We start from the raw sequence: 17,513 nt of genomic DNA, 5'->3' as shown, positions 1-17,513 counted from the left end.
ACACGCTGTCACCAATTTCTGTCCTTGACTTTAGGTAGATGAATCGACTGCTCCTTGTCTTGTTGCTTCTGATCGCGCTGGCCCAAAGCGTTGTGGCACAAATGCCTAAGCAAAAAAAGCTACTATACGGCGTGGCCTACTACGACGAGTACATGCCCTACGAGCGCCTCGACAAGGACGTGCAGATGATGAAAGCGGCGGGCATCAACGTGGTGCGCATTGCCGAATCGACATGGAGCACGGTGGAACCGCAGGAAGGCGTGTTCGATTTTTCGCACATCGACCGCGTGCTCAACGCCATGCACAAGGCTGATATTCAAGTAATTATTGGTACGCCTACGTACGCCGTGCCCACGTGGCTAGTGCGCAAATACCCGGCGGTGCTGGCTATCACGCCCACTGGGCAAAACCAATATGGTGCGCGGCAAAATATGGACATCACCAATCCTGACTTCCGCCGCCATGCTGAGTTGGTGATTCGGGCGATGCTGGGACACGTCAAAAACCATCCGGCCATCATAGGCTATCAGGTTGATAATGAGACTAAAGCTTACAACACCGTGGGGCCGGCGGTGCAGAAGCTGTTTGTGCAGTACATGCAGACCAAGTACAAATCCCTGGACGTCATCAACAAGGCCTACGGCCTGGATTACTGGAGCAACCGCATCAACAGCTGGGAAGATTTTCCGTCTACGGTGGGCACCATTAACGCCAGCTTGGGCAGCGAATTTTCTAAGTTTCAGCGCCAGCTGGTGACGGATTACCTGGCTTGGCAGGCCGGCATCGTGCGTGAGTACAAGAAGCCGAACCAGTTTATCACCCAGAACTTTGACTTAGATTGGCGGGGCTATTCCTTTGGTATTCAGCCCGATGTGGATCATTTTGCGGCGGCCAAAGCGCTCGACATAGCTGGCATCGACATCTACCATCCCAGCCAGGACCAGCTTACAGGCACCGAAATTTCCTTTGGTGGCGACGTGACGCGCTCCATGAAGGGCGGCCAGAATTACTTGGTGCTGGAAACCGAAGCCCAGGGCTTTCCGCAGTGGGTGCCCTACCCTGGGCAGCTGCGCTTGCAGGCATTCAGCCACTTGGCCTCGGGGGCTAACATGCTGGAATACTGGCATTGGCACTCCATTCACAACTCGGCCGAAACCTACTGGAAGGGCTTGCTCAGCCACGACTTCGAGCCGAACCCAACCTACGACGAAGCCAAAACCATCGGGCAGGATTTCAACCGACTCGGCTCGCATTTGGTTAACCTCCAGAAAACCAACAAGGTAGCTATTCTCTTCAGCAACGAAGCCCTAACGGCTTTTAAGTGGTTCGGGTTTGGCTGGGGTACGCGAGAAACCTACAACGACGTGTTGCGGCCGCTCTACGACGCGCTGTACCGCCAGAACGTGGGCTGCGACTTCGTGGACCCGTCCAGCACCAACCTGGAAAGTTATAAGCTGCTGATTGTGCCTGCTTTATACGCGGCCCCGAATAGCTTGCTGGAGCGAATGAACCGCTTTGTGCAGAACGGCGGCCATGTAGTGTACACGTACAAAAGCGGTTTCTCCGACGAAAACGTGAAGGTGCGCACCACGCGGCAACCGGGCGTTATCACGGAAGCCTGCGGGGTGAGTTTCAGCCAGTTTACCATTCCCGTGAAGGTGGCGTTGAAAGGCGATCCGTATCAGGTAGGCGCTGAAAATAACCGTGTTACGACCTGGATGGAGCTGCTCACACCGACCACGGCAAAGGTGCTGGCCACCTACGATCACCCGGTGTGGGGCAAGTACGCCGCCATCACCGAAAACCGCTACGGCAAGGGCTTGGCTACTTACATAGGCTGCGGAACGAGCACCGCAGTAACGGAAAAGATAGTCGCCGATGCCGTGAAAAAAGCCGATCTCTGGGGCCCTGACCAGGCTATTCGGTTTCCGCTCATCACCAAATCCGGTGTGAATCAGCAGAAGAAAACGGTGCATTATTACTTCAACTACTCTGCCGAGCCGGGCTCGGTGCCGTACCCCTACGGCGCTGGCAAAGAGCTGTTCTCCAACGCTGCCATCGCCAAAAACCAGCAGTTGCAACTGGCGCCCTGGGGCATGCAGATTGTGGAAGAAAAATAAAATGAGCTTTATTGATTATTTACAAGTAATTGATAATCAAATACTTATTATGAAGCCACAATCACGTACTTTCCGTCGCTACTTCCTGATACCCCTTTGCCTTGCGCCGGCTTTTTCGGCTATCGCCCAGACGGCTAAAGTTGAGAAGCAGGCCGACGGAATCGTGATTCACCTGCCCCAGGCAAATGACCAAGCCGTCCGCACCGTTCGGTTGCAGGTGGTGTCGGACAAGATTATGCATGTGCAAGCCAGCCCGTTGGACAGCGTGTCGTCCGACAAAAGCCTGATGGTAGTGGCCCAGACGGGGCCGCGCGCGAAGTGGCAATACAAGGAAAAGAAGGGCCAGGGCGTGATCAGTACGGCTGCGCTGAACGTTACGGTGTCGCTTGCGACGGGCGAACTTGCTTTCACCGATCCGAAGGGCAAAACCATCTTGCAAGAGCGTAAAAACGGCGGCAAGGTTTTCACGCCGGTGGTGGCCGATGGGCAGCAGTTTTACCAAGTGCAACAGGTGTTCGATTCGCCCTCCGGCGAAGGACTGTATGGCCTGGGGCAGCACCAAAACGGCGTGATGAACTACCGTGGCCAGCAAGTGGAGCTAGCCCAGAACAATACCGACGTGGCCGTGCCGTTTCTGCTATCAAGCCGAAACTACGGCATTCTCTGGGATAATTACTCCATCACCAAAGTCGGCGATACGCGTGATTATGAACCGCTTACGACCCTAAAGCTTTATTCGAAAGAAGGCAACGAAGGCTGGCTGACGGCGACCTACTTCAACAAAAACAAGCCCAGCGAAGTAGTGGTGCAACGACCGGAGTCGATCATCAATTACGAGTATTTGGAAGACCAGAAGAACTTCCCGGCCAACGTAAAACTCGGCGACGTGCTGGCAACCTGGGAAGGCAGCATCGAATCGGGCACGACGGGTTTGCACCATTTCCTGCTCAAAAATGCGGGCTACGCAAAGCTGTACATCGGCGGAAAACTGGTGGTCGATAAGTGGCGGCAGGCCTGGAACCCAGGCACTTCGGTGATTGAGTTAAACATGGTCAAAGGCCAGAAATACCCGATCAGGCTGGAGTGGAACCCCGACGGCGGCGAGTCCTACTTAGGGCTAAAATGGCTGAGTCCGCTGCAAGGGCAAAGTGCTCACGAATACGGCTTTAAGTCGGAAGCCAGCCACGACCTGAACTACTATTTCGTGCAGGGCAACACGCCCGATGAGGTCATCAGTGGCTATCGGCAGCTCACGGGACCGGCCCCCATCATGCCGAAATGGGCTATGGGTTTTTGGCAAAGCCGCGAGCGCTACAAGACGCAGGAAGAGATATTGACCACTGCCGCCGAATTTCGCAAACGCCGCATTCCGATCGACAACATCGTACTGGACTGGTCGTACTGGAAGCCCGCCGAGTGGGGCAGCCAAGAGTTTGATCCCAGTCGTTTCCCCGACCCGGTAAGCATGATCAAGACGCTGCATGAGCGCGACAATCTGCACTTCATGATTTCGGTGTGGGCGAAGATTTACGAAGGCATCCCGGTTTATAACGACTTCAACGCCGAGGGCTTCCTGTATAAGCGTAACATCGCTAACCGCACCAAAGATTGGATTGCGCCGGGCTACACGTCCACGTTTTACGACGCCTTCAATCCGCAGGCACGCGCCGCGTTTTGGAACCTGATGAACACCAAGCTGTTCACCAAAGGCATCGACGCGTGGTGGATGGATGCTTCCGAGCCCGACATCTACTCCAACACCAACGTGCAGACGCGCAAGGAGCTGATGACGCCGACTTACTTGGGCTCTTCGACGCAATATTTCAACGGTTTTCCGCTGCAAAACGCGAAGGGGATTTACGAAGGCCAGCGCAAGACCGTCCCCAACCAGCGTGTGTTTCTGCTGACGCGCTCGGGCTACGCTGGTTCGCAACGCTACGCGGCGGCCATCTGGAGCGGCGACATTGGTTCGCGCTGGGAAGACTTTAAGAATCAGATTCCGGCCGGCCTCAACTTTTCCATGGCGGGCATTCCGTACTGGACGACGGACATTGGCGGCTTTGCCGTGGAACGGCGTTATGAAAAACCCAATGCCAAAGACCTGGAAGAGTGGCGCGAATTGAATGCGCGGTGGTACCAGTTTGGCGCTTTCTGCCCACTGTTTCGGGTGCACGGCCAGTTTCCGTACCGCGAGATCTACAACATTGCGCCGGAAACGCATCCGGCTTACCAGAGCATGTTGTATTACAACAAGTTGCGTTACCGCCTTATGCCGTACATCTACTCGCTGGCCGGCCAGACGCACTACCAGAATGCCACCATTATGCGCGGCCTGATGATGGATTTTGGCGGCGACGCAGCCGTGAAAAGCATCGCCGACGAGTTTATGTTTGGCCCTAGCTTGCTCGTGGCGCCCGTTACAGATTATCAGGCGCGCAGTCGCAAGCTCTATTTGCCGGCCGCTACGGGTTGGTTCAACTTTTACAGCGGCGCCTACCACACTGGCGGCCAGTCGATTACTGAAAACGCGCCGTTGGAGCGCATGCCGTTGTTTGTGCGCGAAGGCTCGATCATTCCCTTCGGCCCCGAAATCCAGTACACGACCGAAAAACCCGCCGACCCCATCACGCTGTATGTGTACACGGGCAAGGACGCGCAGTTTTCGCTGTACGAAGACGAAAACGTCAATTACAATTACGAAAAGGGCGCCTCGGCAGTGATTCCCTTTAGCTACAGCGAAAAAGATAAATCCCTCACGATTGGCGAGCGCAAGGGCACCTTCCCCGGCATGCCAACTCAGCGCTCCTTCCGCGTGGTGTGGGTCAGCAAGGACAAACCCACCGCCTTCAACCTTGATGCTGCATCGGGAAATCCGATTCCGTACTCGGGCAGCGCTGTAATCGTCAAGATGGAATAACCGGGTTTCTGTTAAGCTTTACGGAAATAACAATTCGGCGCGCCTACTGGCAACCATCTGATATACAGTGTCTTATAAGACCAAATAAAAAGCTGATCCCCTGTCATTTCTTTAGTAAGAGCAGCTGGAATGTGGGCCATGCCTTGGTTGGGAAACTACACGCTAAGCTTTGCCTCTTGCAATCACTTCTCAACTTTTTTAGTGACTTATACTCAGAAGCTTATAGTCTTACAAGACTAGATTGTCAGCATTTACCTGTCTTTGGAAGAAACTAATCGGTTTAGCTTTGCACCGATGTGGCTTGTTTAGAGTGCGTTTGTGTGTTATCGATGCGTGTAAAAACGTACTTCATCAGCCTCTCCAGGATTTCAATTTATACTTCGTTTACTCGCATGATCAATCGTTTGCCCTTGCTTTTTGCACTCCTTGCTGCCTCACTCTGCTCCACTGCGTCGTTTGCCCAGCAGATTTCAGAAATGGAGGAGACCGCTGCTGCCCCTGCAGTCGACCTGCAGAAGCTAGATCAGACTTATGGCTTTCAGGATCTGAAATTTGAAACCCCTGTTTCGGCAGTCAAGCACTTGGTACTGGTAGAAACCACTGGTCAGACCAAGATTTACCGCCGCACCACCGATTCCAAGGCACTTGGCAATGCGCAAGTAGCTACCCTGCTCTATTTCTTCTACAAAGGCAAGCTTACCAGCGTCCGCCTCACTACGAAAGGCTACACCAACAGCCGGGCGCTGCTCGATCATTTTACGGAGCTTTACGGGACTGGCTTTCAAGCCAACGAGCACACCGAAAAGCGCTCTTGGACGGGCAAAAAAGTTTACTTGGGCTACGAAGAAAGCCCGCTCACCAATGACGCCACCGTGTATTTGTGGAGCACTAAACTGACCAACCAGCGGCGCGCCGACGAGCAGAAAGCAGCTCAAACCGTCACGCCGTCCCACCGAACCATCACCTTACCGCGCCGGTAAGCAGAAGCAGATTCTCCCCGAGCTTTAGTGCCCGGCAAATGCAGAGGCCAATAATTGGCTGAATCCTGCCTTTGCCGGGCACTTTCTGTATTCTACTCATACGTAGCGCAATCCAGTAAACGCTTCGAAGCCGTATAGCAGGCTAATAAATCGCCTAAAAATTTGCCAGAAAAACTACTGCATTTCATTTCCAACTTTAAGAAAATAATATTTACATTTGAAGTTATGCAAACGCCCACATTCGTGTGTAGCAACATTTGATCAAGTGTAACGAAAACAAGAATTTATTTACAACACGCTCATTCACACATCTTTGTATAAAAAACCATATTTATACTCGAGCTAGTACAAATCATTATGCATTGAAACAAGCTTATAATATTTTGAATTTTTCAAATAACAGGCTGATAATTAAAAACGGGAATAGTTTTTGACAACTGAATTTTCATTACCCGAATATTTTTGAATTAATTACCTCTTGCGGAAGCCCAAAAATTGAATAATTCTACGATTAATTGAAGCATGCTGAACCACAACGAAGCCCAACCCTCTCCTAACCGGTTCATTGAAACTGCCCTTATTCTAGTCGTTTTGCTGGGTTTGCTGGGCGAACTCGTTTGCTTCTGGCCAGCAAATGGCTGAGGTGCTCCTTGCAGTATATCAACTTTCATCTTCAAATAATTCGCTATGCAACAAACGGTTACTCTCTCACTCTTCACACACACCTTACAGTCGCGCCCATGAACACTACCGTAAACTTAGCCGCGCTTCGTGCGCACGCAGACGCCATTAAGCAAGTGGACATGAGTAAGTCGGCTGGCCAAAAACGGCTGCAACAGATTGCTACTGAGGTATTTGCTGAGCTGAACAACTGGAACGAAGAGCAATTGCCCGCCAAGCAAGCAGAAGAATATTCTGCCAGCTTCTGGACGCTGGTGCGGCTCTTGCCACAACGCAAGCGTCTGCCTGCCATGGCATTACGCGATCAACTATTGGGCGTGGTTTACCCGCTGCTCAACGCCTAGTAAATTATCGGCCCCACTAAAAAGGCCAGCGGCAGTAGCTAAAACCGGGCTCTGCTGCTGGCCTTTTTCATGCTGCTTATCGGAGCTGGCATGTTTTTCGACGCCGCCCAGCCGACGTACATATGGATGTTGGTGCTGGATAGCTGCTTAAGGAAAACTGGCCGAGCGGAAGCAAACAGAACCCGGCGAAGGAGGCTCATAAAGTGCGTTGGATACGGTACTTTCGTATGCAACGAAGCACGGCTCGCCTTTCGCGCCTCTTGTCCCCCGCATCCGTATGAATCATTTCCCCCCTATGCGGTGAGTTTTCTCACTACTTAGGTGGCAAGCTATCAGCAGAAGGTTAGCACTTGAGTGCTAGCGCCTGCACTCTTTTTATGCGCCCTATTTCATTTGCAAGTAAGATCGTTTTACCTTCTCTTTGAGTTATGAGTCTACCTTTTACCAAGGAGATAACTTACACCAGCAGTGCACTTTGCAACGTAGTCTGCCATCCGGACGGGTACCTTCGTCTGGACTGGAAAAACGCACGTGCTACAAGCGCCGAAGTGCGTGAGACTTACCAGCAAGTGGCGGCGGCTCTCAAGCGCTATGGGCTGCGTAAAATCTTGAGCATCCATGACCATCGGCAGCCCATTCCGTTGGATGTGCAAAAATGGATGACGGACGAATGGATTCCTTCTACCGTACTCGCTACGGGCTGGGCCTATTGCGCGGTAGTGGAAAGCCACCAGCCCCTTACGCGCTTGGCGGTCAAAGCCATTATTTCAGTCAGCTCTCAACAGCTTACTTTTCATTATAGCTCGGCTGTTGAAGAGGGCATCGCTTGGTTGCGAAGCCATAACTAATTCCTGCATTTAGTATTACACCACTCCCGCCGTATTAGCGGGACTCTATCGCCTTTTGTCAATGACTAGCGCTGCCGATACGCTGAACGTATATTTTCACAATTCACTTTGCACCATCCTTTATTGTTCGGGTGGCTACGTCCGCCTCGACTGGACGGACGCCGACGCTACTGCCGCTGACTTAGGCGGCATTTACGAACATACCCTCGCCGCTCTGAAACGGCATCGCACTACCAAATTATTGACCAATCATACGCTTCGCCAACCTATGGCGCCAGAGGTACAGCAGTGGCTAGCGCACGAATGGATTCCGCGGGCCATACGCGAAGCAGGTTATAGCCAATGTGCCATCTTGGAAAGCCAGAAAGAAGCCGGACGTGCCGCGGCCCATGCCGTCGGGGATGCCGTGTTTGGCTTTTTTTCCTTTAAGTATTTCAACACCAGCGCCGAAGCCCATGCGTGGCTAGTTTCCCAAGATTCAGGCACCCTGATACCCAAACACTAGTTTAGCGCCCTATATATAATAATCAGATAATCAATGGGTTGCACTGAACTATCCCCAACTGGGTTTTAGGCCTAAAGCCATTTGCACAGCCGCTGCAATGGCCCTGCGGCCAACCCGTTTACGCTCCCAAGGGTGAGCCAGCAGATAGCAGTCTTCGATAAATTGGGCTACCAAAGTGGGGCCAAGCGTATCGCAAACTGAGCGCGCCAAGAGCTTACGCCAACAATCGGCGTGGCTTCGGCTCCGGCGAATGGCCACGGTAAGCGTATCCTGATCTACTTTTTCTACCTCTACATACATACGCAAAGCCAATCTGTGTAATTCTCCTTCTCCTCATTTTCAGCTTGGTAATTATATACGGGAAAACACAAGGATGTTTGCGAAATGCTATCCGACTTGTTTCCCGGTAACGCGGTATTTATACGCAGGATAGAGTTTGTATGCGTGCTTGGTTCCTCCGCTAGTGAGGCTGTACTGCATTGCTTGCGTACGGTATAGTTATCACTCTATTACCCCTATAAAAAGCAAATATATTTTTTTCTATATATACACAGGACTCACGCAGGCCATCAACTAACTGATAAACAGCCGGTTGCATTGCTATAGGAAAGTGTTTTATACATATGCAAAATACTATATATAATAACGCTTATCATAAAGACGCAGAAGACCGTTACTGGTACGTGTTTGCCTTAAGAAGGTTTCCTGTCCCGTGTAAACCTAACGGGACAACAAATTGCGCCTCGCAAAAGCTAAGCAACTAACACTGCTTCCTCTTTCAGAGCAGAGAGCTGTCCAGCATCGAGTAGCGAAGGCAGTATGGGTGGGCAGGCACTCAATCCACGTTCGCTCAGGAGCTTGCGAATAGCAGGGCACACATGGCAGAGCACTAGGTTCAGCCCTTTGCTAGAGAAATGATAATGGTAGCTCAGCAGCAGTTCGATGGCATCGTCGGGCATCTCTGTTAGTAAGCTACAATCGACGCACACGGCGGGCTTGCCACTACGACTAGCTCGGTAAAGCGCACGCGCCAAGATGGCAAATCCGTTAGCCGTTGAATCAGGGTTGAGAATCAATAAATAGCTCTCAGGAAGTGAAACGCGGAAAACTTGAACCATATCAATAATTTTTTTCCTCTAAGCCTATCCGATTCAAGATAGTTCCAAGATTATTCCTACTATTTCAAAAGCCAGCTTTACGCTTCAGTTTGTTGATTTAGCTGGTAATTGTATAAGGAATCAACTTAGCTCAAGGCTAGCAAAATGCTTAAGCATACTACAGTATGCATGCATAACTTCTTGAATTAGAACCTCAACAGGCAATTTTTGGCACCCAATTACCCTTCACAAAGAATGACTACATTGCCCTAGCATTACTCAGGCAAACCACATGCTCAGCCAGCTAAAGCACAGAGCGGATTGTTAGTTTAATTATATCTGCTTGCAGGCAAACACCCAATTAAAACGATCCTGCGCACCCTTACGCCTGCTACCTCAAAATGCGCCGCTTGGGCATACGCATATGCAGTTGAGCTAACCAAGTATATATCCCGCTTGAGCTTGGCGAACTACGCACAAGCGCCTCAGTAAATAGTGGTATTTTAAGGATTTACAGGCTTTTTTCTGGATTTACGATCTATCTTAGTTTGGCGGCTACGTTAAACAGCCTAATCCCTATTACTCATTCACCCTGTTCTAAACACCACAGCTATGATTACTACCAACCAAACCCGCAACACCGGCAATGGCCAAACCAACGGATCGCGCAAGAGCCTTCGCGGCTTTGCAGCCATGGACCCAGCTCAGCAGCGTCGCATTGCCAGTGAAGGCGGCAAAGCTTCGCACGAAAGCGGTCGGGGTCATCGGTTTACATCAGAAGAAGCACGCGAAGCTGGCCGTAAGGGGGGTCAAGCAAGTCGTGGACGGAGCAACCAGGGCGGTGCCATCCGTTAAGCTACTATGATGTAACGACTGAGCACTTACAACTGCTTAGTCGACACCAAACAAGCCCCCGCGTCCGACGCGGGGGCTTGTTTTATAATCGGGGCCCAGATACAAAGTATTGCCAATCATTATGTTGGCAAAGCCGTATAGCATAGCAGGTTACCGGGAAGGATGAAGTAGTTGGCAAGACCAGTTAATAGATTTTAACGCGCAACACCAATCGACCGTGCAAACTGGTGATTGGCGTTGCGCTGATGCAGCGCCTTATGGTGCTTGCGCTGTTCCAGCGCCCAAGTTGGCTCCCGACCGTAACAAATTCCGCGCTTCAACTCTTACTTCTCAACGGCGCCGGCCAATTTTCCACGAATACAAGCCTGTATGTCTCGAACAATTATTGTCTCTAACCGTCTGCCTACCAAAGTCCAACGGACGGCTTCCGTACTTTCTTTTACCCCCAGCGAAGGTGGTTTGGCCACGGGGTTGGGATCCATTTACAAATCAGATGATAATGTGTGGGTGGGCTGGCCAGGCCTGAGCATTGAGGGCGAAGATGAACAGCAACACGTCGTGGAGCAGCTACACGCCGATAGCATGCGGCCGGTGTTTCTGACCGATGCCGAAATCAAGGGTTTTTACGAAGGCTTCAGCAACGAAACGCTCTGGCCTACTTTCCACTACTTCTCCCAATACGCCGTTTATGACCTAACCCAATGGGAAACCTACCGGGCCGTAAACGAGAAATTCTGCCACGCGGTGCTGGAACTGGCCGGCCCCGATGATACCATCTGGGTGCACGACTACCAGCTGCTGTTGCTGCCCCAGATGCTGCGCAAGGCGCGGCCTGAAAGCAGCATCGGCTTTTTCCTGCACATCCCCTTTCCTTCCTATGAGTTGCTGCGCGTTATTCCGTGGAGCAAAGAATTGTTGGAGGGCATGCTGGGCGCCGATCTCATTGGTTTCCACACCTTTGGCTACATGCGCCATTTTCTGAGCGCCGTCTCGCACCTGCTGGGCGCAACGAGCCAGAACGGCATCGTGGAGCTGGGCAACCGCAGCGTAGTAGTCGACTCGTTTCCGATGGGCATCGACTATGAAAAGTATGCCACTACAGCTGCTTCCGAAGAGGCGGCCGGGCACATCCGACAATACCGCGAGGCGTTGCAGGAAGTGCGCGTGATCCTGTCCATCGACCGCCTCGACTACACGAAGGGGATTGCCGAACGGCTAAAAGCCTACGACTTGCTCCTACAACGGCACCCCGAATGGCGCGGCAAAGTCACGCTGCTGATGGTAGTGGTACCCTCGCGTGATCAGGTAGCTCAATATCAATCGCTTAAGGAGGAAATTGACGAATTGGTCGGCCGCATCAACGCGGCATATAGCAGCATCACCTGGACTCCGATTCAGTATTTCTACCGCTCCTACCCGCTCGAGGAGCTCTCGGCACTATACCGCTTGGCCGATGTAGCCTTGGTAACGCCCATGCGCGACGGTATGAACCTGGTAGCCAAGGAGTTTGTGGCCAGCAAAGAAGGCCAGCAGGGCGTGCTGATCCTGAGTGAGCGGGCCGGCGCGGCCCGTGAACTTTCGGATGCCCTCATCATCAACCCTACCGATACGATTCAACTGGCCGAGGTCATGCACGAGGCCTTGACGATGCCCGAAGAGGAACAAGTGCAGCGCATGGAAAGCATGCAAGCCCTTGTGCGCCAATACAATGTGCATCATTGGGTGGAGCTGTTTATGAATCGCTTGTTCTACAGCAAAAACAAGCAGCTAACTCTGGCCACCGCCGCGTTTAGTGCGCAGGATCAGCAACAGATGCGCGCAGAATACGCGCAGGCAACCAACCGACTGCTGTTGCTGGATTACGATGGCACACTGGCCGCTTTCACCCGCGACCCGCAACGCGCAAAGCCGGACGCCGATCTGCTCGACTTACTGCGCCAGCTCAGCGCCGATGAGCGCAACCGGGTGGTCGTGATCAGTGGCCGCGACCGCGCTACTTTGCAGCAATGGCTGGGCGATTTGTCTATCGATTTTATTGCCGAGCACGGCGTGTGGCTGAAGGCAAAAGAAGGCGACTGGACCTTATTTCAGCCTTTGCGCAGCGATTGGAAGCGTGAAATTCGCCCGATTCTGGAGTTGAGCGTGGGCCGCACGACGGGCGCTTTCATCGAGGAAAAAGACTTTTCCCTGGTCTGGCACTACCGCCGCGTCGATCCGGAGTTGGGCGCCACGCGGGCGCGAGAGTTGGTTAATCACCTCAACTTCCTGGCCAGCAACACCGATTTGCAGGTGCTGGAAGGCAACAAGGTGATCGAGATCAAGAATGCGGGCATCAACAAAGGGGCAGCGGCTACGCGCTGGCTATCCACGTACGAGCCCGATTTCATCCTGGCCATCGGCGATGACCGCACCGACGAAGATACCTTCGGGGCCATGCCGCCCGAAGCCTACACCGTGAAGGTAGGCAGCACCTGGCGCTCGCTGGCACGCTTCCACATCGACACGCACGAAGATGCGCGGCGTCTACTGCGGAGCTTGCTATAGAAACACAGCCACGGCCTGCGTACTGCACGTCGGTCTTATAAGCAACAAGCCCTTTTCTTACTGCACATAACATGCTGTAGGAAAAGGGCTTGTTGCATTATCGGGGCTTACTTTAATTCTGTATACAGAATTTACCTATCAAGTATAAATACTTATCAGTCAAATATTTACACAAAATTCGGGGTGTCCAGCTTTTTAGCGATGCGGTAGGCGGCATTTACGAGACCTACGTGGCTATAGGCCTGCGGAAAATTGCCCCACTGGCTGCCGGTGCGCGCGTCCACGTCCTCGCTGAGCAGGCCGAGGTGGTTGGTGTACGTAATCAGCTTTTCAAATTCCCGGATTGCGTCGGCTACGCGGCCTACGCAGGCTAGCGCCTCCACGTACCAGAAAGAGCAGATGAGAAACGTGGTTTCGGGCGTGCCAAAGTCGTCGGCGTGGCGATAGCGGTAGAACAGACCTTCGGGCGTTTTTAGCTCTTTTTCAAGGGCTTCTAAGTGGGTGTTGGCCACATCGGAGGCTGGGTCGAGGTAGCCCATCATGATGAGCTGAATGGTGCTGGCGTCGAGGTGCGGCGAACCAATGGCGTTGGTATAGGCACCGCGCTTAGGGTCGAAGCAATCCTCGATTTTCTGGGCTGACTCCCGAATCAGTTCGTTGGCCAAGGCTTCCATTTCGGGGTTGCGCAGGCTGCGCGCCACTTTGCGGGCGGCGTTGCTACCGGCCCAATGGAACAGGTAGGTGTAGCAGTGGTACTGCGCGATGTTGCGAAACTCCCACAAACCGGCATCCGGAATATTCATGGTCGCCTTGATCATGTTGAGGGCTTCGGCGAGCAGCTTCTCGGGGTTGGCGCGCTCGGGGTTTACAAAGCGCTTGTCGACGTAGAGGGGCAAGAGGGCCACCAATACTTGTCCGTACACGTCGTTTTGGATGTGCGTGTAGGCATCGTTGCCGATGCGCACGGGCTTGTTGCCGCGGTAGCCCTCCAAGTGATCCAGCTCTTTCTCAATGAGTTCGGAGGTACCGCTGATGCCGTAAAGCGGCTGGTACTTGTCGTGGATTTTGGCGGAAATGTTGGCGATGTAGTGAAAGTATCGCTCCAGCTCCTCGAAGTGGCCGATGTTGTTGAAGGCCGTGAGAATATAGTACGTATCGCGCATCCAGCAGAAGCGGTAGTCCCAGTTGCGGCCGCTGCCGGGCGCTTCGGGCAACGACGTAGTGGTGGCCGCAATGATGGCGCCCGTGTCTTCGTACTGGTGGATTTTGAGGGCCAGCGCCGAGCGTATCACCTGCGTCTGGTAGAAGTTGCTGATGCTCGTGCTTTTCACCCACCGCAGCCAATACTGAACGGTTTCGCGCAGAAAACGCTCGGCCGTGCTATCCAGAGGAGCCTCCAGCGGCGCCCCATAAGTCATAACGAGGTAGCGCGTTTCATTCAGGACAAATGACTGCCTATCAAGCACATAGGTCAGCGGAATGTCCGTTGTCAGCCGCACTTCTTCTTCCAGCCCCAGAAACGCGATGTGGTTGGAGCTGCGCCGGCGGCTGAGCTGAATTTTTCCGTAATCGCCCACCGGGTTACAGGTAACGCAGATAACCGGCTCACCAGCAAGGGGTTCCACCTTCCGAATAAACATCAGGGGCTTGTAGTAGCGGTCGTACTGCGGGAAGCGCGGGGCAAAATCCGTGACGCGGTAGCGGCCAGTGGCGCACTCTACTTCGGTGCACAGCACGTTGGTGTTTTCGAGGTAGTACTGGTGCGTCGAAAAGTCGCCCACGGCGGGTTTGATGCTGTATTCGCCGCCCTTCTCGGTATCGAGCAGGCTACCGAACACGAAGCTGCTGTCGAAGCGCGGCCAGCACAGCCACGAAACGGAGGTATCTTTCTTAATGAGAGCCAGATAAGCGCAGTTGCCAATCAAGCCCATGTCGTAGGTATGCTTGATGTTCAGGTCGGGATGTGTACTCATTTGCCAAGGAGAATTCGGGTTTCCAGCCGAACCGTTCGGTGCGGTTTTCAGCAAGTGTACCCTATTGGCAATGCCTGGGTTGCCTTGCCCTGGCACAAGGCTCTCTGGCAGCCAGCATGTTCGCCCACGGCTTATGCATGCTGCGAGCCCTCTCACTCTTATAAGCAACTAATTGATAATCAGCATATTATATGCATATAAAATATTAATTAACCAACACCGACATTCCGCTTCTTTAGGCAAATACGCAGCGTTGAGAAGCCCATATTTTCTCCGATCAACAGAATCCGGCTCGCAACAAGGGGCTACTGATCAGGGCATTGCCCGACGCGAATGGATGAGGTATTTTTTTGCCCCGAATAGTACTTTTCCTTTTCCTGCGAGCTTTGCAGCGCCTAACTTTGCCAGCTTAAGCCGATCTGGATAATCGGTTGCTGGTTGCTCACTATTGACTTTGCTTGTTGCGTGCGCTATTTCTCGGGTTTTCGCGGTGGTGTTGGGGTTGCGCTGGTCTGGCTCCTTTGGTTGGGTTTAACTTCGTCAGCAGCGGCTCAGATGCCCGGCAAAATGCCTCTGCTGCGCGATTTGGTGCTTCGCACCGACACCTCCAACTACGCGCTTAGCCGCAACACCATCGCCGTGCAGGGCGAACCGAACCTTTACTTCTACTACCGGCAGGAAGACGAAACTGCCGAGGTGCTGGCTTACCCGATCGCCTTCGATCCGCGAAATCCGCTGCGCCTCACCCGCTCCGCCGATTTTGTGATGGTGGACTCGATGACGGCCGTTGATGGGCATTACCGCGCCAAAATTCGCTTTAAAGAACTCACGGCGGCCCGGTTTCTTAAGCTCACGTTTGCCCAAAATGCCGACAGCGCCGGGCGGTTGCTCACGCGTACGCAAGTCGTTAATTTACTGCCGGTTACGCGCACTACCATCGCCTTTAAGCCTACCGATACGGAACTGTATGTAGGCGAAGAAAAGGTATTCGAAATCAGCAGCAACAACCCCAAAAACGTGCGCGTGTCCAGCGACTGGACCAAGGGCCAGGATATCGACTACCGCCTCACGCAGGAAAACGGCGTGCTGCATCTGCATGTGCTGCCCAACGCCCTCGGCAACCGCGTGCTCACGCTGCGCCCCCAAACCGAGCGCCCCTTCCTGATTGAAAACGGCCGCCGGGTGAGCTACGCGCTGGCGCCGGTCCGGCAGGAGTTTACGGTGAAAGCTAGCCGGTTGCGCTTTTTGAGCGTCGACAAAAAAGAGGTGACCCTCGACGATGCCGCCCGGCGCCGCGGCGTGGAAATCATCCTGGACAACGGCCGCACCTTCGACCTAAAGCACACGTACCGCGTTGAAGATCAAGAAGAAGCGGGTGGCGCCCTGATGGCCGAGCTGTTTACGCGCCAGTACCTCACCAACGACCGCGTGCTGTGCTGGCTGCGCGTATACAACACTCACCGCCAAACCGAGGGCTACCTTTACATCAAGGAAAACGACCTGCCCAAATACATCACCAACTTCAATATTTCGCCCAAAACAACGGTTTCGGCCGTGAGCGTGCGGCATCGCGGCGGCGACTGGAGCACCAACCTGGCCGTGAACCCCGGCGAAACCGTGGACGTGCGCCTCGAAGGCGAATCGTTGCAGCGGGCCCGCTTTCATTTCGAAGATCTGGCGGTGGTGCCCTCCGACTCGTCGGTGCGCTCGGATGCGGCGGTGGTGTACCGCGTCCAGATTCCGGTGACCATCGACAAGAAGCGCATTACCATTTTCAACGCGGGCCAGCCGACGGGGTATAACCTCAGCGTGAAGGAGTTCCAGCGCCCCCACCCTCTCGATTTTGTGGCCGTCAACTTCGGCGAAGGCGCCCGCACCATCAACCGCCTCAACGGGCCGGTACTCTACAACCGCGTCATCAGCGACGTCGTGTTCAGCTTCAACAGCAACGGCATCGACACCGAAAACCAGCTCTACGGCAAGCAATACCTGACCTTCGACATCCGCACCCAAAACAGCAAGGGCGAGCTGATTGAGATGCGCACCGTCGACAACATTGTGGTGTGCCCCGGCGACAATTCGGTGCGCGCGGCTTTCTACCAAGACAAGCAGTGCCAGGTCGGCAACATCAGCCTCAACAACCTGCTCAACTCGCGCAAAACCTACGATCTGGACGACTGGAGCACGATTATCATCACCGTAAAGCATAACCAGGGCCAATACCAGGAGCCTGGCTTCACCCAAAAGCTGGAGCTGGTACTGCGGCGGCGCGTCAAGTTCGACATCGACGTCAGCTTTCCCGGCGGCTTGCTCACCAAGTACAAAGGCGAGCCGAGCTACACCTCATTCGGGGGCATTTCGCTGGCCATGCTGGGGCAGCTCAGCTTTTATCACCCTGAAAAAATCAACCGCCTGCGGCCCTACAAAGTCGGGGCGGGCTTTGTGGCCCTCAACGCTTTCGACCTGAGCAAAACCGGCGGCAACCGCGACTTAGGCATTGTGGTGCTGGGCTCCATCTACCCTACCCGCCGCGACGCCAAGCTTACTTTTCCGCTCTACCTGGGCGGCGGGTATTTGCTCTCCACGGGCCGGCCTTTCTTCCTCTTGGGACCAGGCATTGGGGTAAGATTGTAATTATTTAATAATCAA

General features: G+C 53.5%; 11 protein-coding genes. 9 read left to right on the top strand and 2 right to left on the bottom strand.

Going from position 1 to position 17,513, the window contains the following annotated elements; genetic code table 11:
- Positions 1-38 precede the first annotated feature (38 nt).
- From FHG12_RS16330 to FHG12_RS16305, 6 genes are all read left to right on the top strand, one after another.
- A complete protein-coding gene (locus tag FHG12_RS16330) occupies positions 39-2,120 on the top strand; it encodes a beta-galactosidase (protein WP_230471158.1) in 2,082 nt (693 codons plus the stop codon).
- A gap of 49 nt (positions 2,121-2,169) precedes the next feature.
- Positions 2,170-5,037 carry a TIM-barrel domain-containing protein gene (locus FHG12_RS16325; RefSeq protein WP_139516741.1) on the top strand — a complete coding sequence of 956 codons (2,868 nt, stop codon included), beginning with the start codon at positions 2,170-2,172 and terminating at the stop codon, positions 5,035-5,037.
- 392 nt (positions 5,038-5,429) lie between these two features.
- Positions 5,430-6,017 (top strand): hypothetical protein, encoded by a 588-nt coding sequence (locus tag FHG12_RS16320; protein WP_139516740.1) that lies wholly within the window; start codon positions 5,430-5,432, stop codon positions 6,015-6,017.
- A gap of 740 nt (positions 6,018-6,757) precedes the next feature.
- Positions 6,758-7,042: a hypothetical protein gene (locus tag FHG12_RS16315; protein WP_139516739.1), complete on the top strand. Its 285-nt coding sequence runs from the start codon at positions 6,758-6,760 to the stop codon at positions 7,040-7,042.
- Positions 7,043-7,470: 428 nt separating this feature from the next.
- Positions 7,471-7,890 (top strand): hypothetical protein, encoded by a 420-nt coding sequence (locus FHG12_RS16310; RefSeq protein ID WP_139516738.1) that lies wholly within the window; start codon positions 7,471-7,473, stop codon positions 7,888-7,890.
- A 61-nt stretch (positions 7,891-7,951) separates the two neighbouring features.
- Positions 7,952-8,395: a hypothetical protein gene (locus tag FHG12_RS16305; protein WP_139516737.1), complete on the top strand. Its 444-nt coding sequence runs from the start codon at positions 7,952-7,954 to the stop codon at positions 8,393-8,395.
- A 752-nt stretch (positions 8,396-9,147) separates the two neighbouring features.
- Here FHG12_RS16305 and FHG12_RS16300 read toward each other — a convergent pair.
- Complete coding sequence (locus FHG12_RS16300) at positions 9,148-9,513, bottom strand: STAS domain-containing protein (RefSeq protein ID WP_139516736.1); 366 nt, start codon at positions 9,511-9,513, stop codon at positions 9,148-9,150.
- A 591-nt stretch (positions 9,514-10,104) separates the two neighbouring features.
- On the opposite strand from FHG12_RS16300, the gene FHG12_RS16295 reads away from it, so the two are divergent.
- Entirely contained in the window at positions 10,105-10,347 is a 243-nt protein-coding gene (locus tag FHG12_RS16295) for a KGG domain-containing protein (protein ID WP_139516735.1), read from the top strand.
- Between the two features lie 369 nt (positions 10,348-10,716).
- Entirely contained in the window at positions 10,717-12,891 is a 2,175-nt protein-coding gene (locus tag FHG12_RS16290; protein WP_139516734.1) for a bifunctional alpha,alpha-trehalose-phosphate synthase (UDP-forming)/trehalose-phosphatase, read from the top strand.
- A gap of 167 nt (positions 12,892-13,058) precedes the next feature.
- Here the strand turns inward: FHG12_RS16290 and FHG12_RS16285 are convergent, their stop codons facing one another.
- The gene (locus FHG12_RS16285; RefSeq protein ID WP_139516733.1) at positions 13,059-14,864 is read right to left on the bottom strand and encodes a glycoside hydrolase family 15 protein; all 1,806 of its coding nucleotides are present in this window, start codon (positions 14,862-14,864) and stop codon (positions 13,059-13,061) included.
- Between the two features lie 567 nt (positions 14,865-15,431).
- Here FHG12_RS16285 and FHG12_RS16280 point away from each other — a divergent pair.
- Complete coding sequence (locus FHG12_RS16280; RefSeq protein WP_139516732.1) at positions 15,432-17,498, top strand: hypothetical protein; 2,067 nt, start codon at positions 15,432-15,434, stop codon at positions 17,496-17,498.
- Positions 17,499-17,513 lie beyond the last annotated feature (15 nt).

This window comes from Hymenobacter jejuensis (assembly GCF_006337165.1).
Classification (GTDB): domain Bacteria; phylum Bacteroidota; class Bacteroidia; order Cytophagales; family Hymenobacteraceae; genus Hymenobacter; species Hymenobacter jejuensis.
This window is presented reverse-complemented; position numbering and strand designations above follow the sequence as displayed.